Here is an 18,153-nt window from a genome sequence, read left to right as displayed (position 1 = left end):
CGGGCTAGCAGGAGCCGATGCCGGTCAGGGAGCGGACCGACAGCTCCGTGTGCCGGCCGGGGTCGGCCTTCTCCCGGCCGAGCAGCGTGCCCAGGACCGCGCACAGGAAGCCGAACGGGATCGACACCAGTCCCGGGTTCTCCAGCGGGAACCAGTGGAAGTCCACGCCCGCCGGGAACAGCGACAGGCTCTCGCCGGTGACCGGATCGGTCCTGCCGGAGACCACCGGGGAGAACGCCACCAGCAGCAGCGCCCCCGCCAGCCCGCCGTAGATCCCGCACACCGCGCCGGTGGTGGTGAACCGCCGCCAGCACAGCGCCAGCACCAGGGCGGGCAGGTGCGCCGAGGCCGCGATCGCGAACGCCAGCGCCACCAGGAACGCCACGTTCAGGTTCCGGGCGAACACGGCCGCCGCGACCGCCAGCGCCCCGATCAGCAGCGTCGCCGCCCGGGCCACCGCGACCTGCTGGGACTCGCGGGGACGGCCGTACATCAGCACGTGCCCGAAGAAGTCGTGCGCCAGCGACGTGGCCGAGGCGATCACCAGCCCGGACACCACCGCCAGGATGGTGGCGAACGCGACCGCCGAGACGAACGCCAGCAGCAGGTCCCCGCCGACCGGGCCGCCCACGTGCTCGCCCAGCGCCCGCGCCAACTGCGGCACCGCGGTGTTGCCCGACGGGTCCTCGGCGGCGATGGCCCGCGGGCCCACCAGGGCGGTCGCGCCGAACCCCAGCACCAGCGTCATCAGGTAGAACACGCCGACCAGGACGATCGTCCAGTGCACCGACCGGCGGGCGGCGCGGCCGTCGGGGACGGTGAAGAAGCGGGTGACGATGTGCGGGAGCCCGGCGGTGCCGAGCACCAGGGCCAGCGCCAGGCTGATGAAGTCCAGCTTGCTCAGCAGGGTGGCGACCGGGTCCCCGGCGACCTCCCGGCCGTACCGCAGGCCGGGGGCCAGGAAGTCGTCGCCGTGCCCGCTGGCCTCGGCCGCCGCGCTGAGCATCGCCCCGGGGGCGAAGCCGAACCGGGCCAGCACCAGTACCGTCAGCACCGCCGCGCCCGCCATCAGCAGGGCCGCCTTGACGATCTGCACCCAGGTGGTGCCCTTCATCCCGCCGTACATGACGAAGCAGATCATCAGCAGCCCGACCACGACGATGGTGGCCACGTGCGCGGTCTCGGCGGACACGCCGCCGAAGGTGCCGCCGGAGCGCACGCCGAGCACCAGGGACACCAGCGCGCCCGCCCCGACCATCTGCGCCAGCAGGTAGAACACCGACACGGTGACGGTGGAGACGGCGGCGGCGGTGCGGACCGGGGGCTGGCGCATCCGGTACGCCACCACGTCGGCCAGGGTGAACCGGCCGCTGTTGCGGATCGGCTGGACCAGCAGCAGGGTCAGCACCCAGGCCACCAGGAACCCGATCGAGTACAGGAACCCGTCGTAGCCGGACAGGGCGATGATCCCGGCGATGCCCAGGAACGAGGCGGCGGACATGTAGTCCCCGGCCAGCGCCAGCCCGTTCTGCGGCCCGGTGAAGGACCGGCCGCCGGCGAAGAAGTCCTCCGCGCCCCGGGTGTTCAGCCGGGCCCAGACGGTGATGCCCAGGGTGATCAGCACGAACGCCAGGAAGAGGCCGAAGGTCAGCACCCGCCCGCCGTCATCGGCGGCGGCCAGGGGGCTCATCGCGCCGTCCCCTTCACCCCGGGGCGGGCGGGGCTTCGGCCGAGGTCGGTCCACTCCCCCGAGACCTGGTCGCGGCGCAGGCCGGACACGGGCGAGGGCGGGCGGTGCCGCCGCGGGGCGGCGGGCGCGGGCACGGGGACCGGCTCGCGCACGGGCACGGGCACCGGCGGCACGGCCGGCAGGCGGGTGGTCGCGCCGCGCCCGGCGTCCGCGCGGAGCTCCTCCGCCAGAGGATCGAGGGCCAGCCGCGCGTACACCGCGTACAGCGCCGCCAGCAGCCAGGTGACGGCGAACTGCAGCAGCCCCAGCGTCAGCCCCGCGTTGAGATCCCCGAGCACCGGGCGTTCCAGCAGGTCCCTGGCGAACGCCGACAGCAGCACGTACGCCAGGTACCAGCCCAGGAACAGCACCGCCGTCACCAGTACGAGCGTCCGGTGCCGCACCCGCAGCGCCCGGAACCTGCCGTCTCGCGCGATGGCCGCGTAGTCGACCGGACGGTCGCCGCGGCCGCTGCCGCTCGCCATACGTCTTCCCCCCTCATGGCCTGCCCCCGGACCTGTCACTCCCCTATGAGATCAGACGATCACGGAGAGTACGACCGGTTCGCGGAAATGACCGGAAATCCCCAGGGGGGACGGCCGGGCCGAGGGGATCAGGACCAGGCGGGATGCCCGACTCCGGGCGGGCCGAGCGGCCGTGCGCCGGACTCCCCCTCCCGCACCGGCATCGCGTAGATCTGCGGGGTGGCGACCGGGCCGCGCACGAACGCCAGCCACTCGCCGTCCGGCGACCAGGTCGGGTCCATGTCGTGCGCCTGGTCGGTGGTGAGCTGCCGGAACCCCGAGCCGTCGTCCTTGACCACGGCGATGTCGTTGGTCCTGCCCTCGCCGTTCATGAGGGTGAAGGCCAGCTCGTCGCCGTCGGGGGACCACACCGGGTCGTTGGCCCCGTTGGGGGCGCTGGTCAGCTTGGTCCAGCCCTTGTCGGGCTCCTCGGGGTCCAGGCAGTAGATCTGCTGGGTGCCGTCCCGCCTGCTCCAGAACGCGATCTTGCCGTCCTCGGACCAGGTGGGGTCGTCCTTGGCGGCCTCGTCATGGGTGAGCTGGACGGTGTGCCCGGTGGCCACCTCGCCCACGTGGAGCTGCGCGACGCCGTCGACCTTCACCATCGCCGCCAGGTACCGGCCGTCCGGCGACCAGGCCACCCGGCTGCGGGGCACGATCCCCTGCCCGATCCGGCGAAGCCCGCTCCCGTCGGCGTTCATCACCCAGATCTCCGAGGTCTCGGCGCCCGCCCGCCACCGGGTGAAGGCGATCTGGTCCTTCTTCGGGGACCACTGCGGCAGCACGTCGCATCCCTCGCCCTGGAGGATCTGCCGGGCCTGGGCGACCTCCCGCCCCGGCACCAGGCGGCCCACCCGGGCGTGGCACTCCCTGGCCCAGCCGGGCTCGAAGTCGATCCGCACCAGCATCGGGTCGTCCGGCGGCCCCGAGGGGGCGGCGGTCCCGCCGGTCCCGGTCCGGTCGCCGTCCGGCAGCAGGTTGATCGCCGCCACCAGCCCGGCCGCCACGATCAGCACACCGGCGACGGCGCCCAGCACCGGGGCCCTGCGGCGCGGCGGCCGTCCCGCAGGGCCCATCCGCTCGGTGGGCGCGACGACCGGCGGCAGGGTGTCGGGAACCGGACGCGGCTCGGGGGCGGGCGACGGGGGCGGCGGCTGCGGGGTGCGGGCGGGCCGGGTGTCGGCGGCGGTCGCCGCGGGGTGCGGGTCGGTCGCGGTCTGCAGGGGCCCGGGGTCGGCGGTGGTCTCGTCCGCGTCCGCGGCGGGCGCGGGCTGCTCCTCCAGGGACAGGTCGTCGCCCCATGCCTCGGTCAGGGTGGTGGCCACCGCGGACTCGCCGCCTCCGCCGACCAGCGACAGCAGCAGTTCCTGCGCGGTGGGCCGGGCGGCCGGGTCCTTGTCCAGGGCGCGGCGCACCAGCGAGGCCAGCGGCTCGGGCAGCGGGCCCAGGTCGGGCTCGGCGTGCACCACGCGCGCCGCCATCACCTGGAACGTGCCGTGCCCGAACGGGTTGCGGCCGTTCCCGGCGAACGCCACCAGGCAGCCCCAGGCGAACACGTCCACCGCCGGGGTGACCGGCCGGTTGAGGATCATCTCCGGGGCGATCCACCCGGGGCTCCCGATCACCTGCCCGGTCTGGGTGTGGGCGCCGGCCACGTCCAGCGCCCGCGCGATGCCGAAGTCGATCACCCGGGGCCCGGAGATGGACAGCAGCACGTTGCTGGGCTTGAGGTCGCGGTGCACCAGGCCCGCCGAGTGGATCGCCAGCAGCGCCGCCGCCACCCCCACGGCGACGCCGTTCAGCAGGCCGGGCGACAGCGCCCCGTGCTCGGAGACGTGCTCCAGCAGCGACGGCCCCTGGATGTACTCGGTGACCATGTAGAGGCGGCCGCCGTCCTCGCCGTGGTCGAGCACCTGCGCGGTGCAGAACGACGCCACCCGCTTGGCGCTGCGCACCTCGTCGCGGAACCGCGCCAGGAACGCCCGGTCCCCGGCCAGCTCGGGCCGCACCACCTTGACCGCCACCGGCGGCCCGCCCTCGCGGCGGCCGAGGTACACCGCCCCCATGCCGCCCTCGCCGAGCTTGGCCTCCAGCGCGTACGCCCCGATGCGCCGCGGGTCGTCCGGGCCGAGCGCGCGCCCGGACGCCTCCGCTGACCCAGCCTGCCGCCCGCTGTCCATGGTCGACCCGCCTCTCCCGACCTCGGCCCCGAAACTACCCCTCGCCCGCCCGGAGCACAGCAGGCCGGACGGCCGATATCGGCAATGTCATCGAATCGGTAGATGTGCCGGGCCGGCCGTTGGTTCGCCTTTCGGCGATCTGGAGCCCCGGCGAACGACGGTCTCAGCGGTCGGCGGGGAACTCGGCGGGGATGGTGTCCAGGCGGCGCAGGATGACGCCCTCGCGCAGCGCCCACGGGCACAGTTCCAGTTCGGGGACGCCGAACAGGTCCATGGCGGCGTCGGCGACGACCGCACCGGCCGGCAGCAGCGGGGCGCGGCGCTCGGAGACCCCGGGCAGTTCGGAACGTTCCCGTACGGTCATCCGGGCCAGCTTCTCGCTCCACTCGATCAGGTCGGCGTGCCGCAGCACCCGCTTGACCAGGGGGCCCTCGGTGGAGGGGGCGGCGCCGGCGATCCGGGCGAGCTGCTTGAAGGTCTTGGAGGTGGCGACCGCGTGGTCGGGCGGGCCGTACCGGGCGACCTCGCCGACCCGGCGGGCGATCTCGGCGCGCACGTAGCGGCGCAGCTCGCGCAGCCGCTCGGGGTCCGGCGGGTCCCCGGCCAGCCGGTCGCGGGTCAGCCGGCCGGCCCCCAGCGGCAGCGAGATCGCCACGTCGGGGGCCTCGTCGATGCCGGAGGCGATCTCCAGCGAGCCGCCGCCGATGTCGATCACCAGCAGCCGGCCCGACGACCAGCCGAACCAGCGGCGCACCGCCAGGAACGTCAGCCGCGCCTCCTCCTCGCCGGGCAGCACCTGCAGCCCGGCCCCGGTGGCGGCGTTGACCTCGGCGAGCACCTCCTCGCCGTTGGCGGCCTCGCGCACCGCGGAGGTGGCGAACGCCAGCAGGTCCTCCACGCCCTTGTCCTCGGCGACCCGCAGCGCGTCGCGGACGAAGGCCAGCAGCCGCTGCCGGCCCTCCTTGCTGATCCGGTCGCCGTCCAGCAGGTCGGCCAGCCGCATCTCCTCCTTGTGGGAGTAGGCGGGCAGCGGCCGGGCGCCCCGGTGCGCGTCCACGACCAGAAGGTGCACGGTGTTCGAGCCCACGTCCAGCACGCCGAGTCGCATGACCTCGACGGTATCGGACCAGCACAGCCCGGTGATCCGCCGGAAGGTCGCAAAGCGGGCGCCCCGGGGTCACACGGTGGTGCCCAGGCCCCCGTCCACCGGGATCACCGCCCCGGTCACGTACGCGCCGGCGCGGCCGGACAGGTAGATCGCCACCCCGGCCATGTCGTCGGGCCGGCCGATGCGCCGCATCGGCGCCGCCGCGGCGATCTGCTCCCCGAAGGCGTCCAGCGTGGCGGCCATCATCTTGGACTCGAACGGGCCGGGCGCGACGGCGTTCACGGTGATGCGGCGGGGCCCCAGCTCGCGGGCCAGCACCCGGGTCATGTGGTGCAGGGCGGCCTTGCTGGCCGAGTACGAGTAGGTCGGCAGCGCCGGGACGTGCAGCCCGTCGATGCTGCCCACGTTGATCACGCGGGCCGGGTCGTCGGCGGTGGCGGCGGCCTCCAGCATCGGCAGGAACGCCCGGGTCAGGAAGAACGGGGACTTGAGGTTGAGGTTCAGCACCTTGTCCCACGCCGAGGCGGGGAACTCCTCCAGTGGCGCGCCCCAGGTCGCGCCCGCGTTGTTGACCAGGATGTGCAGGGCCTGCTCGCGCTCGCCGACCTCGCGGGCCAGCCGCAGGCACTCCTCCTCGGTGGACAGGTCCGCGGGGATGGCGTTGACCTCGCCGTACTGCGACAGCTCCTTGGCGGCCTCGGCGCAGGCGTCCGGCTTGCGGGAGCTGATGTGCACCCGGGCCCCGGCCTGCAGCAGTCCCCGGGCCATCATCATCCCGATCCCCCGGGTCCCCCCGGTGACGACGGCGACCTTCCCGGTCAGATCGAACAGGTCCACGGTTCCTCCCCTGGTCACGGACGGCACGTCCCCGGCATTGTGGACCACCGTCCCCCCGGCCGGGCATCTGGGGTCGTCCCCCGGCCGGCGGGTCAGGGCAGCTCGGCGGCCGTGGGGAACGAGGGCTGGGCGCCCTCGCGGCGGACGGCGGCGGCGCCGGCGCGGACGGCGAAGCGGGCGGCGGCGGCCAGGTCGTCGCCGCGGGCCAGCCGCAGGCACAGCGCGGCGGTGAACGCGTCCCCGGCGCCGGTGGTGTCGACGGCCCGGACCCGCGGGGCGGGGATCCGGGCGGTGCCGGTGGCGTCGGCGGTCACGGCCCCCGCCGCACCGAGGGTGATCACCGCCGAACGGGGGCCGAGGGCGCGCAGCGCGGCGGCGCCGGCGGCCGGGTCGCCGACCGCCCCGTCCAGCAGGTACGCCGCCTCGTGCTCGTTCACCACCAGCGGGTCGCACAGCGCCAGCACGGCGAGCGGCACCGGACCGGCCGGGGACGGGTTGAGCACCACCCGGGCCCCGGCCGCGGCGGCGGTCTCGGCGGCGCGCCGCACGGCGGGCATCGGGATCTCCAGTTGCAGCGAGACCACCCGCGCCGCGCCGACCACCCCGGCGGCCCGGTCGATGTCGTCCGGTGTCACCCGTCCGTTGGCGCCGGGCGAGACGATGATGGAGCTCTCCCCCTCCGGCCCGACGGTGATCAGCGCGGTGCCGCTCGGACCCGGCGTCGTCACGAGGGCGTCCAGGGCGACCCCGGCGCGTTCCAGCGAGCCGCGCAGCAGCGTCCCGTAGGGGTCGTCGCCGACCCGGCCGACGAACGCGACCCGCCCGCCGAGGCGGGCGGCGGCCACCGCCTGGTTGGCGCCCTTGCCGCCGGGGACGACCGCCAGGTCCGACCCCGGCACCGTGTGCCCGGGGGCGGGCCACCGCTCGACGCGGACCACCAGGTCGGCGTTGGCGGAGCCCACCACCACGACGTCGTGCTGTTCGGTCACACCCGCAGCCTAGGAGGCGACGGTGCTCGGCTCCTTCTCGTCCACGGCGTCCTGCGCGTGGCTGGTGGCCGGGACGCCGCGCAGCAGCACGGCGGTCAGCACGGCGGCGACCGCCACCAGCACCGCGGCGGCCGCGGCGGCCAGGTGCAGGCCGCCGGTGAACGCCTCGCGGGCGGTGGCCAGCAGCGCGTCGCCGAGGCCGCCGGGCAGCCGGCTCGCGGCCTCGGCCGCGCCGCCCAGGGTGTCGCGGGCCGCCTGCTCGGCCTCGGCCGGGACCCCGGCGGGGGCGTCCATCCCGGCGCGGTAGACGGCGGCGGCGATGCTGCCGAACACCGCCAGCCCCAGCGCGCCGCCGAACTCCTGGGCGGTCTCCGACAGCGCCGAGGCCGCGCCCGCCCGTTCCGGCGGGGCCGCCGCGATGATCATGTCGGTGCCCAGCACGATCATCGGGGAGGCGCCGACGAAGAACAGGGTCTGCCCGGCGATCAGCGGCAGCAGCCCGGAGTCGGCACCCGCCCGGGTCAGCAGGGCGACGCCGACGGCGGCGATCCCCAGTCCGACCGCGGCCACCGTGGCGGGACGGAACCGCTGGGCCAGCGCCGGGGCCGCCAGGAGCGCCACGACGATCGCCGCCGACTGCGGCAGCGCCCACAGCCCGGCCTCCAGCGGGCTCAGGCCCAGCACCAGCTGCAGGTACTGGGCGGTGAGCATGCCCATGCCCGGGCCGACCAGGATGACCAGGATGAGCACGCCCAGCGAGACGCTGAACCGGCGCTGGGCGAACAGCCGCAGGTCCAGCATCGGGTCGGCGATCCGGCGCTGCCGCCGCACGAACACCGCCAGGATCACCGCGCCCGCCGCCAGGGCGGCCAGCGGGCCGGCGCCGGCCCCGTAGGCGGCGATCTCCTTGAACCCGTAGATCACCGCGATCACGCCGGTCAGCGAGAGCAGCACGCTCGCCGGGTCGACGCGGCCCGGGGCGGGGTCGCGGGACTCCGGCAGCAGCAGCGGGCCGAGCACGGCCAGCACCGCCATCACCGGCACCGCGACCAGGAACACCGAGCCCCACCAGAAGTACTCCAGCAGGACCCCGCCCACCAGCGGGCCGAGGACCATGCCGCCGCTGAAGCCGATCATCCACAGGCTGATGGCCCGGGTGCGCTGGGCCGGATCCAGGAACATGTTGCGGATCAGCGACAACGTGGACGGCATCAGCGTGGCCCCGGCCACCCCCAGCAGCGCCCGCGCCAGGATCAGCAGCTCGGCGCTGGGCGCGTAGGCGGCCAGCACCGAGGCGATCCCGAACGCGGTGCCGCCGATCAGCAGCAGCCGGCGCCGCCCGATCCGGTCGCCGAGCGATCCCATGGTGATCAGGAACCCGGCGATCAGGAAGCCGTACACGTCGTTGATCCACAGCAGTTGCGAGCTGCTGGGCCGCAGGTCGGCGCTGAGCTCCGGCTGGGCCAGGTGCAGCACGCTCATGTCGATGGAGATGAGCAGGGTCGGCAGCACCAGGACGGCCAGGCCCGCCCACTCCCGGCGGCCCGCGCGGGCGGGGATCTCGGAGGTCATGCCCGCAACGCTAGGACCTCGACCATGGTTGAGATCAACTGGTTTTCCGCGGTGACGCCGGTCACCCCCGGGGATCCTGACGAAGTCGGGACCGGATCGTCATGGTCCGCCCCCTTGCCGTCCATGATCACCGACGATAGGACCGAAGGGACATTCCTGGAGGTCCCTGGTGAGAAGACATCTCGCATATCCCCTTGTCGGGGGCGCGCTGGCCGCGATCCTGGCCGTCCCCGCGGCGGTCCCCGCGGCGGCCGAGCCCGGGCCGCGCCGCTCCCCGGCGGTACGCGAGTTCGGCAACGGGCCGGAGCGCAACAACACCGCAGGCCCCGTGCTGAAGCAGCGGCTCGGCGCCGACCTGGACCGCTACCCGTGGGACCTGCAGCGCGGCTACCCGCGGCGGACCACGCTGGCCGAGCCGCCGGAGAACCCCTCCGACGCCTCCATCAGGCTCGGGCTGACCCCGTACCACGCCATCGCCCCGAAGCTGAACGAGCTGCAGCGGCGCAGCGACCGGATCAGCGTGGAGGTCATCGGCCGCAGCCACCAGGGCCGTGAGCTGTACCTGGTCACGGTGACCGCGCCGGAGAGCGGCGCGCAGGCCCGGGCGCAGGCCGCGATGCGCGCCGAGATCGAGAACGACCCGGCCAGGGCCGCCAGGGACCCGCGGATCAGGCGCGCCTACAAGGCCCCGGTCTTCATCAACAACAACATCCACGGCAACGAGTGGGAGGGCACCGACGCGGCGCTGCGCACCATCGAGCGGCTGGCCACCGCGAACGACGCGCAGACCCGCGACCTGCTGTCGCGGACCCGGCTGTACTTCAACGTCACCGCCAACCCCGACGGCCGGGTCGGCAACACCCGCGCCAACGGAGCCGGGTTCGACATGAACCGCGACTTCATCACCGCCTCGCAGCCCGAGGTGCGGTCGATGCGGCAGGTCATGATCGACACCCAGCCGGTGGTGATGCTGGACCTGCACGGCTACGTCAACGGCACGCTGGTGGAGCCGACCACCCCGCCGCACGGGCAGAACTACGAGTACGACCTGTTCATCAAGAACGCCTACGCCAACGGCCTCGGCATGGAGGCGGCGATCAAGGCGCTCGGGTACACGCCCGACAAGGACGGGGTCGACCCGCCGCAGATCCCGTTCCGGGACTGGCAGGAGGGCTGGGACGACTGGCCCCCGATCTTCACCCCGCAGTACGCCCCGTTCCACGGCGCGGTGGCCTCGCACACCATCGAGATCCCGCTGCGGGTCAACAACGCCGACTACACCGGCCTGCCGGTGGAGGAGCTGCGCCGCCGGTCGAGGATCAACACCGACATCGCGGCGGCGGCGATGGCCGCGACGCTGTCGTTCGTGCGCGAGCGGGGCCCGCAGCTGGTGGCCGACCAGATCGAGATGTTCCGCCGGGGCGCGGCCGGTGAGCCGTCCAAGCAGGTGCCGGAGGGCATCGTGCCGGGCTTCGGGCCCGAGGACGTCTACAACACCACGTTCCCGCGCGCGTACGTGATCCCCGCCGGGACCGGGCAGCGGTCGGCGCCGGCGGCGGCCCGGCTGGTGGACCACCTGATCGCCAACGACGTGCGGGTGCAGCGGGCGACGAAGGCGTTCCGGCTGGGCGGCAGGACCTATCCGGCCGGCTCGTACGTGGTGGACATGCACCAGCCCAAGCGCGGCATGGCCAACGTGCTGCTGGAGGCGGGCGCGGACATCAGCCCGCGGGTCGACTCGATGTACGACATCTCCGGGTGGAGCCTGTCGCACCTGTGGGGCGCGACGGTCGACCCGATCCAGAACGGTGACCTGAAGGGCGTGAAGGCCCGGCAGGTGTCGGCCGCCGGGCCGGCCGGGGCGGTGCCGTCGTCGGGCGACCTGGCGCTGCGGCTGGACGACCCCAAGGAGGTCAGCGCCCTCAACGACCTGCTCGGGCAGGGCGTCGAGGCGACGTGGTCGGGCGACGGCTCGGTGCGGATCCCGGCGTCGGCGCGGGCGGCCGCCGAGACGGTCGCCGACCGGTACGGCGTGCGGTTCGCCAGGGCCGCCGGCGCGGGCGGCGGCGAGCCGCTGCGGAAGCTGCGGGTCGCCGCGGCGGGCAGCGCCGACGACGTGTTCAGCCTGCAGGAGATGGGCTTCACGGTGACGCCGGTGTCGACGGCGACGCTGAACGCCGGGTTCGACTGGAGCGAGGTGGACGTGCTCTACGTCTCCAGCGGCCTGAACCACGGCCAGCTCAACGCGCAGGCCCGCCGGGCGCTGGACGCCTTCCTGGCCGAGGGCGGCGTGGTCGCCCGCGGCGCCACGGGCGCGTCGTTCAACGCGGCGGCCGGGCTGCTGACGGCGACGGCGGTCGCCGGGCGGAGCGACGCCAACGGCACGGTGTCGGTGGTGAACGGCAACGGGCCGATCACCGGCGGGTCGGCACCGTACTCGTTCGTCTACTCGCCGCGCTGGTTCACCGGCCTGGGCTCGGAGGTGACGGTCGAGCAGCGGTTCGCCGGGCAGGGCCCGCTGATCGCCGGGCACTGGCGGGCGAACGCCGACGGCACCGGCGGCCCGGAGGCCGCGCGCAACCAGGCGACGGTGGTGCGCGGGGTGGACGAGCGGGGCGCGGCGGTGGTGCTGTTCGGCACCGAGCCGCTGTTCCGCAACCACCCCAAGGGCCTGTTCCCGCAGGTGGCGCGGTCGCTGTTCTGGACGGCGACGACGGCGGACGACGACTGAGCTGTTTCGCCTGCTGCGGCCCGGTCCCCCGGCGGGGGCCGGGCCGCGGCCTTTCGCGTCAGAGCCCGGCCTCGGCGCGGTAGGTCTCCAGCCGTTCGACCAGTTCCTCGGGGTGGGCGAGGGCGGGCAGGTGGCCGCCGGGCATCTCGTCGGGCGTGATCCCCAGCCGTTCCCGTACCACCCGCCGCTGGAAGCCGGCCGGGAACATCCGGTCGTCGCGGCACAGCAGGAACCGGGTGGGCACGTCGGGCCAGCCGTCCAGCGGCCAGGGGTCCTGGAACGGCCTGGCGGACTGGTCCCGTCCGCCCTTCATGGCCTCGGCGGCGACGTCGGGCGGAACGTCGTGGAAGAACACCTCCATCGGGTCGAAGCCGTCGCCGAGCACGCGGCCCTGGCGTTCGGCCAGTTCCCGCATGGCCTGCTCCTGCCCGGTGCCGGCCCACCACTCGCCGGCGGACTCCCCCGGCCTGGGCGTCATCGCCGCCACCAGCACCACCAGGTCCACCGGCACCCGCCGGCACACCATCGGCGCGACGAACCCGCCCATCGACTGGGCCACCACGACCAGGTCGCGCCGGTCCCCGATCGCCTGCACCACCACGTCGGTGTACTCGGCGAACCCGGCCGTGTCGTCGTCGGCGGGCAGGTCGGGCGCCACCACGTCGTGGCCGCGTTCCCGCAGCAGCGGCATGACCCGGTGCCAGTACCAGGACTCGCCCCCCGCGCCGGGGATCAGCGCGTACGTCGCCATGGTCAGCTCCCCTGCACGGTCAGCGGCCTGGGCAGCCGGGTCCGGAAGTCCAGCACGCCCACCCAGGAGGGACGGACTGCGATCCGGGCCATCCGCAGGCCGGGCCGGTCGATCTCGGCGAGGACGGCGGCGGCCTGCTCCTCGCCCATGTAGTGGCGCTGTATCAGCGCGTACTCGGGGACGACGCCGTCCACGTCGGCGACCTCGGCGCGGCCCCGGATCAGCAGCACGTCCGGCGGCGGGCCGTAGGTGTCGATGGTGAGCGCCACGTCGGGCCTGGCCCGCAGCGCGGCGATCTTGGCGGCGCCGCCGAACGTGGCCATCACGATCTCCGCGCCGTTCCAGTGGAACATCATCGGGAACACCCGCGGGGTCCCGTCGGCGGCCACGTACGCCAGCCGGGCCAGCTCGGTGGAGGCCAGCAGCCGGCGGGCCAGGTCGGTCTCCAGCAGCCGTACGTCGCCCTGGGGCAGGTCCATCGGATTCATACTCCTAAACTAGGAGTGTCTGCTCCTGGAACACAAGTGCGAACGGGTAAACTGCCGGGCATGGCGGTGAGTCGCAGCTACGGCGATCCGTGCGGGATCGCCCGCGCGCTGGACGTGGTCGGGGAGCGCTGGGCGCTGCTGGTCGTGCGGGAACTGCTGCTCGGTCCCAAACGGTTCTCCGACCTGCACCGGGGCCTTCCGGGAGCCAGCCAGAACGTGCTGTCGCACCGGCTGCGGGAGCTGACCGACAAGGGCGTGATCCGCAGGCACCGGCTCGGCCCGCCCACCGGTGCGTGGGTGTACGAGCTGACCGAGTGGGGCCGCGGCCTGGAGCCGGTGCTGCTGGGCCTGGCCGCCTGGGGCGCCCGCGCACCGCTGGGGGCCGGGGGTGAGCTCAGCGTGGACTCCCTGGTCATCGCGCTGAAGACGGTGTTCGACGCCCGCGCCGCGCAGGACCTGGAGGCCGAGGTGGCGCTGCGGCTGGACGGCGACGCGTTCCGGATCCGCATCGCGCGGGGAGAGCTGGAGGTCGCCCGGGGCGTCCCCGACCGTCCCGACGCGGTGATCGGCACCGACGCCGCCACGCTGCGCTCGCTGGTGTTCATGGGCCGCCCGCTCGCCGAGGCGATCCGGACCGGCTCGATGCACGTCGAGGGCGACCGCCGGCTGGTGGAACGGTTCGTCACCCTGTTCCCCCGCCCCGAGCCCGCCCCCCGCTAGCGGCGGCCCCGCACGGCGGGGTGGCCCGTGGTCGGCTGATCGCCTGCATCCGACCGTTCCGCTCCCCCATACTTGGTACCGATCGGGCGCCGGGCGGGGCGTGCGCCGAGGCGGGGAACGGCGGGGGCGATGAGCACGACCTTGTTCCTGGTGCGGCACGGGGAGACCGTCTGGCACGCCGAGAACCGGTACGCCGGGGTCAGCGACGTGGCGCTCACCGAGCGGGGGCACCACCAGGCGGCCCGGCTGGCGGCGTGGGCGCAGAAGGCCGAGCTGGACGCGGTGTGGGCGTCGCCGCTGAGCCGGGCGCGGGCGACCGCCGCCCCGGCCGCGCAGGCCCTGGGCCTGCCGGTCGAGGTGGACCCCGGCCTGGCCGAGCTCGACTTCGGCTCCGCCGAGGGCCGCACGCTCGCCGAGCTGCCGCCCGGGCAGGCCGCCGCGTTCCGCGCCGACCCGGTGGGTGGAGCGTTCCCGGGCGCGGAGGACCCCCGGGCCGCCGCCGCCCGCGGATCCGCCGCGCTGCGCCGCATCGCCGACCGCCACCCCGGCGGCCGGGTCCTGGTCGTCGCCCACAACACGCTGCTCCGCCTGGTCCTGTGCGACCTGCTGGGCATCCCGCTGGCCCGCTACCGCACGGCGTTCCCGCTGCTGCGCAACTGCTCCCCGGCCGAGCTGGTGATGAACGAGGCCGGTCCCGGCCTGGTCGCGCTCAACGCTCCCCTGCCCTGACGCGCACGGCCGCATAGCCGCCCCGATCACGGGCAGGGGCAACAACATGACCGAGAAGAGCGAACAGCGCATCGACGACACCCCGGGCGCCGCCGGATCGGTGACCGAGTCCTCCGACGCCGCCGCCGAGGCCAACCCCGCCGAGCAGGCCGGCGGCGTGGCCGAGTCCCTGCCGGGGACGGACCCCGACCGCGCCCAGCGTTCGTCGTCCGCCGACGACCGGCCGCCACGGCACAGGACCGGCGAGCACTCCAGCATGTCCAGCGGCGCGGCCGTTCCCGAGGGCGGGGGCGGCGACTACGTCGACGAGTTCCGTCCCGAGCCCGTGCGGCAGGTCCCCTCCGAGGGACGCCAGGGCGCCCCCGAGGGCGAGACCGCACAGCCCACCTCCCCCGAGGAGGACTGACGACCTCCCGGCCGGAACGCGGCTAGGGGACGCGGCCTTCGTGGCGTAGCAGGAGGGAGTAGGCGGCCAGGGTGGAGTCGTCGGTGATGAGGCCCTGGTCGACCAGGGCCCAGAACTCCTTGCGGGAGATCCAGCGCTGACGCATGTCCTGTTCCTCGGGCTCGCGGGAGTGCGGGCCGGGGGTCAGGTCGGTGGCGAGGAAGACGTTGAAGCCCTGGCCGCTGGTGCCGTGGGAGCAGTGCAGGTAGCCCAGGTGCTCCAGGCGGCCGGCGCGCAGGCCGGTCTCCTCGGCCAGTTCGCGGCGGGCCAGTTCCTCGGGGACGCCGTCCGCGCCGTCGGGGAAGGAGCCCTGCGGGAAGTTCCAGGTGCGGCGGCCGATCGGGTAGCGGTACTCCTCCACCATGTGGAAGCCGTCGTTCTCGACCGGGATGACCAGGGCGAAGTCGGGCTTGTCGACGACGCCGTAGATGCCCTCCCCGCCGTCGGGACGCAGGATGCGGTCCTCGCGCACGGTCATCCACCGGTTGCGGTAGACGATCCGGGACTCCAGCCTCCGGATGCTCCGTTCGTCGCCGTCCCCCGTCATGCCGGCCCCTGTCCGTAGCGGTAGATGAGCTCGTGCCGGTCGCCGACCACCACCCGGTGGGTGACCTCCAGGATCCGTTCGTCCTGGTCGTACCCGCGCCGCCAGAGGGTGAGCACCGGCTGGTCGGCGCCGATCCGCAGGGTGTCCTGCTCGTCGGGGCGGGGCAGCCGGCAGGTCACGCTCTCCTCGAACCACACCCGGTAGCCCAGCTCCTCCAGCCGGGAGTAGATCCCGCCGGGCCCGGTGTCGATCTGCCGCAGCACCGGGACCTGCGCCACCACGTCCATGATCACCCAGGTGGTGGCGGTCTGGACGGGCGGCTCCCCCGCCACGCCCTGCACCCGGGCGCGGCGCAGCACGGTGGTGCCGACCGGGACCGCCAGCCAGCGGGCCAGCAGCGCGTCGGCGGCCACCTCCGCCACCGTGGTGCGGGTGAACGGCTCGCGCCCGGACCGCTGTGCGGACACGTGGAAGCCCCGCCACCGTCCCACCTGGCGGGTGATGTCGGCCGCCGAACGGCGCACCGGCCCGGTGGCGCGGACCTGGGTGCCGCTGCCGGGGTGCAGCACCACCAGGCCCTGGTCGGCCAGCATGCGCACGGCGCGGCGCACGGTGGAGCGGTCGGCGTCGAACTCGGCGGCCAGCCGGCGCTCGGACGGCAGCCAGGAGTCCGGGGCCAGCTCGCCCTCGATGATCCGGGCGGCCAGCGCATTGGTGATGGCCTGGGCCTTGGCGGGGGGTCTGGGCATGACGACCTTGCTCTCCCATGCCGGCGCATGGTGCGCGCTTTACCAGCAACCATAACCCGACCATGACCCGCTGCCGAGAACACCTTTTTTAGACCTCCAGGTCATATCCGGCGCCCCTTCGGATGGTGTTCCGTGGCGGTCCCGCCAGGGGCCCGCCGGCTCCGCACGAGCGCCCCGGCCCGCGGCGTCCCCCGTCGGCACCCGGTGTGAACTGCGGGAATCCGGGCACGGTCGGCCCGGAGAGGGGGGATCATGAAGCTGCACGACACCAAGCCCATCGAGGAGCTGCTGAACGACCTGGACTTCCCGGCGGGCAAGGAGGAGATCGTCGAGCACGCCCGGCGGCGGGGCGCCGCGCCGGACGCCGCGCAGGCGCTGTCGGCGCTGCCCCCGGCCGAGTACGACAGCATGGCGGAGGTGCTGCGGTCGGTGCCGCTGGATCCGGCCCCGGACCGCAGCGAGACCGAGCGCACCGCACAGCGGCAGCGCCCCAGGCAGGGCCTGGCCGAGCACGAACGCCCCGGCCGGACCCCGCCGATCGAGGAGGAACTGCGGCGCGACCGGCCCTGAGACGTTCTTCCGGAGGGCCGCCCCGGGCGGCTAGGCGAGCAGGTCCAGGGCGACGGCGGCGGTCCACGACTGGGGGCGGGCGCCCAGCGGCTCGCCGGTGAACGGGTGGTAGTACTCGGCGAACAGCCCGTCGGCGAGCTGGTCGAGGGCCGCCTCGCGCAGGGCGCGGGCCGTCTCCTGCTCTCCGGAGCGTTCCAGGCCCCAGATCAGCAGCCAGGTCACCGGCGGCCACTGCGGGCCCCGCCAGTACCGCACCGGGTCGAACGCCGGGGACGACGGGCTGGTGCTGGGCGGCAGGGCGTGCGCGAACCCCGGGTGCCCGCACCAGTCCGCCGAGGTCAGCGTCTCCACCAGGGCCTGCTGCCGGGCCGGGTCGAGCCCGCCGGACAGCAGCGGGGCGAACCCGGCGATCGTCGGAGTGCGGATCACCGCACCGGTGCGCAGGTCCACGTCGGCGGCGAAGCCGTGGTCGTCGGCGGTCTCCAGCACCCCGCGGCGGAACCGGTCGGCGTACCCGATCAGCTCGTCCACCCCGGGCAGGCCCAGCTCGTCGGCGACGGTGGCCAGCTCCTCGTTGGCGGCCACGAACAGCGCGCTGGTCAGCACGTCGGCCATCCGGAAGCTCAGCGTCCGGCAGGCGGTCGCGTCGTCGTAGCGGGCCCGCCGCAGCTCCTCCACCAGCCACTGGTACTTGACGTACTCGGCGTCGGAGGGACGCTGCGCGGCGGCCCCGCCGAGCGCGCCGAGCGCGTGCAGGTCGGCCCGGCGGAACGGGACGAACTCCGGCGCGGGCACCACGTCGGCGTAGGGGGCGTCCCAGCGGGGCGAGTCGTCCAGCCCGCTCTCCCAGCCGTGGTAGATCGTCAGCAGCCCCCGCCCCTCGGGGTCGCGCCGGTCGGCCAGGTAGCGGTGCCAGGCCAGCAGCCTCGGCCACATCGCCCGGATCCGCTCCACCGCGTCGTGCCGTTCGGCCGCCGACGCGCCGCGCGCCGCGTCCAGGATCCGGCGGACCGCCACCCCGTGCACCGGCGGCTGGATCAGCCCGCTGGTCGCCGGGCTCTGCGGCGCGTCCGGGCAGACCCGCCCGCACGCCCAGCGCTGCGGGCCGGGCTCGTACCCCGTCTCGCCCTCGGTGAAGACGATGTGCGGCACCATCCCGGTCCGCCACTGGGCGCCCAGCAGCGTCTCCAGCTCGGTGAGCGCCCGGCCGGTCGACACGCGGGCCAGCCCGATGGCGATGAACGCCGCGTCCCAGCTCCACATGTGCGGGTAGAGCTGGGGCGCGGCGACCGTCAGGCGACCGCGGTCGTTGCCGGCCAGGACGTAGGCGGCCCGGGCCGCGGTCTGGTTACGGGTCAACGTCGTGGCCCGTGCCCGGGCCGGTGGCGTCGCGCTCACAGGGGTCACTGTTCGTCCGAAGTCCTAGAAGGTATGCATCTGGACCTTATCGGGGAACACATTCCCCGCGGACCTCGTTCGGATGC

The 18,153-nt window shown here is 74.6% G+C and carries 17 protein-coding genes; 5 read left to right on the top strand and 12 right to left on the bottom strand.

All coding sequences use genetic code 11. The features are described from left to right. Positions 1–4: 4 nt before the first annotated feature. The 7 genes from HNR21_RS19070 to HNR21_RS19040 form a co-directional block, all read right to left on the bottom strand. Positions 5–1,690 (bottom strand): monocarboxylic acid transporter, encoded by a 1,686-nt coding sequence (locus HNR21_RS19070; protein WP_182706262.1) that lies wholly within the window; start codon positions 1,688–1,690, stop codon positions 5–7. Further along, entirely contained in the window at positions 1,687–2,214 is a 528-nt protein-coding gene (locus HNR21_RS19065) for a DUF485 domain-containing protein (RefSeq protein ID WP_182706261.1), read from the bottom strand. Before HNR21_RS19065 ends, HNR21_RS19070 begins: the two co-directional genes overlap by 4 nt. Before the next feature lie 128 nt (positions 2,215–2,342). Then, entirely contained in the window at positions 2,343–4,433 is a 2,091-nt protein-coding gene (locus HNR21_RS19060) for a protein kinase domain-containing protein (RefSeq protein WP_182706260.1), read from the bottom strand. Between the two features lie 163 nt (positions 4,434–4,596). Next, complete coding sequence (locus HNR21_RS19055) at positions 4,597–5,541, bottom strand: Ppx/GppA family phosphatase (protein ID WP_119732143.1); 945 nt, start codon at positions 5,539–5,541, stop codon at positions 4,597–4,599. Positions 5,542–5,610: 69 nt separating this feature from the next. Further along, complete coding sequence (locus HNR21_RS19050) at positions 5,611–6,378, bottom strand: SDR family oxidoreductase (RefSeq protein WP_119730903.1); 768 nt, start codon at positions 6,376–6,378, stop codon at positions 5,611–5,613. A 92-nt stretch (positions 6,379–6,470) separates the two neighbouring features. Further along, entirely contained in the window at positions 6,471–7,367 is an 897-nt protein-coding gene (locus HNR21_RS19045; RefSeq protein WP_182706259.1) for a ribokinase, read from the bottom strand. Between the two features lie 9 nt (positions 7,368–7,376). After that, positions 7,377–8,939 (bottom strand): MFS transporter, encoded by a 1,563-nt coding sequence (locus HNR21_RS19040; RefSeq protein WP_182706258.1) that lies wholly within the window; start codon positions 8,937–8,939, stop codon positions 7,377–7,379. Positions 8,940–9,108: 169 nt separating this feature from the next. On the opposite strand from HNR21_RS19040, the gene HNR21_RS19035 reads away from it, so the two are divergent. Then, a complete protein-coding gene (locus tag HNR21_RS19035; RefSeq protein WP_312881104.1) occupies positions 9,109–11,670 on the top strand; it encodes a M14 family zinc carboxypeptidase in 2,562 nt (853 codons plus the stop codon). A gap of 58 nt (positions 11,671–11,728) precedes the next feature. Here HNR21_RS19035 and HNR21_RS19030 read toward each other — a convergent pair whose 3' ends face one another. Then, positions 11,729–12,421 (bottom strand): alpha/beta hydrolase, encoded by a 693-nt coding sequence (locus tag HNR21_RS19030; RefSeq protein WP_182706257.1) that lies wholly within the window; start codon positions 12,419–12,421, stop codon positions 11,729–11,731. Positions 12,422–12,423: 2 nt separating this feature from the next. Further along, positions 12,424–12,900 carry a pyridoxamine 5'-phosphate oxidase family protein gene (locus HNR21_RS19025; RefSeq protein WP_246442246.1) on the bottom strand — a complete coding sequence of 159 codons (477 nt, stop codon included), beginning with the start codon at positions 12,898–12,900 and terminating at the stop codon, positions 12,424–12,426. A gap of 69 nt (positions 12,901–12,969) precedes the next feature. On the opposite strand from HNR21_RS19025, the gene HNR21_RS19020 reads away from it, so the two are divergent. The 3 genes from HNR21_RS19020 (at position 12,970) to HNR21_RS19010 (ending at position 14,764) form a co-directional block, all read left to right on the top strand. After that, positions 12,970–13,629 carry a winged helix-turn-helix transcriptional regulator gene (locus tag HNR21_RS19020; RefSeq protein ID WP_182706255.1) on the top strand — a complete coding sequence of 220 codons (660 nt, stop codon included), beginning with the start codon at positions 12,970–12,972 and terminating at the stop codon, positions 13,627–13,629. 129 nt (positions 13,630–13,758) lie between these two features. After that, complete coding sequence (locus tag HNR21_RS19015) at positions 13,759–14,358, top strand: histidine phosphatase family protein (RefSeq protein WP_182706254.1); 600 nt, start codon at positions 13,759–13,761, stop codon at positions 14,356–14,358. A gap of 46 nt (positions 14,359–14,404) precedes the next feature. Beyond that, positions 14,405–14,764, top strand: a complete 360-nt coding sequence (locus HNR21_RS19010) for a hypothetical protein (protein WP_182706253.1) — start codon at positions 14,405–14,407, stop codon at positions 14,762–14,764. A gap of 22 nt (positions 14,765–14,786) precedes the next feature. Here HNR21_RS19010 and HNR21_RS19005 read toward each other — a convergent pair whose 3' ends face one another. Both HNR21_RS19005 and HNR21_RS19000 read right to left on the bottom strand, forming a co-directional pair. Further along, complete coding sequence (locus HNR21_RS19005) at positions 14,787–15,350, bottom strand: NUDIX domain-containing protein (protein WP_182706252.1); 564 nt, start codon at positions 15,348–15,350, stop codon at positions 14,787–14,789. Next, the gene (locus tag HNR21_RS19000; RefSeq protein WP_119730913.1) at positions 15,347–16,099 is read right to left on the bottom strand and encodes a GntR family transcriptional regulator; all 753 of its coding nucleotides are present in this window, start codon (positions 16,097–16,099) and stop codon (positions 15,347–15,349) included. The genes HNR21_RS19005 and HNR21_RS19000 overlap by 4 nt, the downstream gene beginning before the upstream one ends. Positions 16,100–16,351: 252 nt before the next feature. Here HNR21_RS19000 and HNR21_RS18995 point away from each other — a divergent pair, with 252 nt between their 5' ends. Then, the gene (locus HNR21_RS18995; RefSeq protein ID WP_182706251.1) at positions 16,352–16,669 is read left to right on the top strand and encodes a DUF2795 domain-containing protein; all 318 of its coding nucleotides are present in this window, start codon (positions 16,352–16,354) and stop codon (positions 16,667–16,669) included. 30 nt (positions 16,670–16,699) lie between these two features. Here HNR21_RS18995 and ggh read toward each other — a convergent pair whose 3' ends face one another. Beyond that, positions 16,700–18,067, bottom strand: coding sequence for a glucosylglycerate hydrolase (gene ggh, locus HNR21_RS18990; protein WP_312881103.1), 1,368 nt, complete (start codon positions 18,065–18,067; stop codon positions 16,700–16,702). Between the last annotated feature and the right edge of the window lie 86 nt (positions 18,068–18,153).

It is taken from the genome of Thermomonospora cellulosilytica (genome assembly GCF_014138835.1).
Lineage (GTDB): Bacteria > Actinomycetota > Actinomycetes > Streptosporangiales > Streptosporangiaceae > Thermomonospora > Thermomonospora amylolytica.
This window is presented reverse-complemented; position numbering and strand designations above follow the sequence as displayed.

What these genes read in the sequence shown, in the direction of transcription:
- HNR21_RS19020 (WP_182706255.1), top strand. Translation starts at nt 12,970, where the DNA reads ATGGCGGTGAGTCGCAGCTACGGCGATCCGTGCGGGATCGCCCGCGCG.
- HNR21_RS19070 (WP_182706262.1), bottom strand. Translation starts at nt 1,690, where the DNA reads ATGAGCCCCCTGGCCGCCGCCGATGACGGCGGGCGGGTGCTGACCTTC.
- HNR21_RS19040 (WP_182706258.1), bottom strand. Translation starts at nt 8,939, where the DNA reads ATGACCTCCGAGATCCCCGCCCGCGCGGGCCGCCGGGAGTGGGCGGGC.
- HNR21_RS19030 (WP_182706257.1), bottom strand. Translation starts at nt 12,421, where the DNA reads ATGGCGACGTACGCGCTGATCCCCGGCGCGGGGGGCGAGTCCTGGTAC.
- HNR21_RS18995 (WP_182706251.1), top strand. Translation starts at nt 16,352, where the DNA reads ATGAAGCTGCACGACACCAAGCCCATCGAGGAGCTGCTGAACGACCTG.
- HNR21_RS19005 (WP_182706252.1), bottom strand. Translation starts at nt 15,350, where the DNA reads ATGACGGGGGACGGCGACGAACGGAGCATCCGGAGGCTGGAGTCCCGG.
- HNR21_RS19010 (WP_182706253.1), top strand. Translation starts at nt 14,405, where the DNA reads ATGACCGAGAAGAGCGAACAGCGCATCGACGACACCCCGGGCGCCGCC.
- HNR21_RS19000 (WP_119730913.1), bottom strand. Translation starts at nt 16,099, where the DNA reads ATGCCCAGACCCCCCGCCAAGGCCCAGGCCATCACCAATGCGCTGGCC.
- HNR21_RS19025 (WP_246442246.1), bottom strand. Translation starts at nt 12,900, where the DNA reads ATGGACCTGCCCCAGGGCGACGTACGGCTGCTGGAGACCGACCTGGCC.
- HNR21_RS19065 (WP_182706261.1), bottom strand. Translation starts at nt 2,214, where the DNA reads ATGGCGAGCGGCAGCGGCCGCGGCGACCGTCCGGTCGACTACGCGGCC.
- HNR21_RS19015 (WP_182706254.1), top strand. Translation starts at nt 13,759, where the DNA reads ATGAGCACGACCTTGTTCCTGGTGCGGCACGGGGAGACCGTCTGGCAC.
- HNR21_RS19060 (WP_182706260.1), bottom strand. Translation starts at nt 4,433, where the DNA reads ATGGACAGCGGGCGGCAGGCTGGGTCAGCGGAGGCGTCCGGGCGCGCG.
- HNR21_RS19055 (WP_119732143.1), bottom strand. Translation starts at nt 5,541, where the DNA reads ATGCGACTCGGCGTGCTGGACGTGGGCTCGAACACCGTGCACCTTCTG.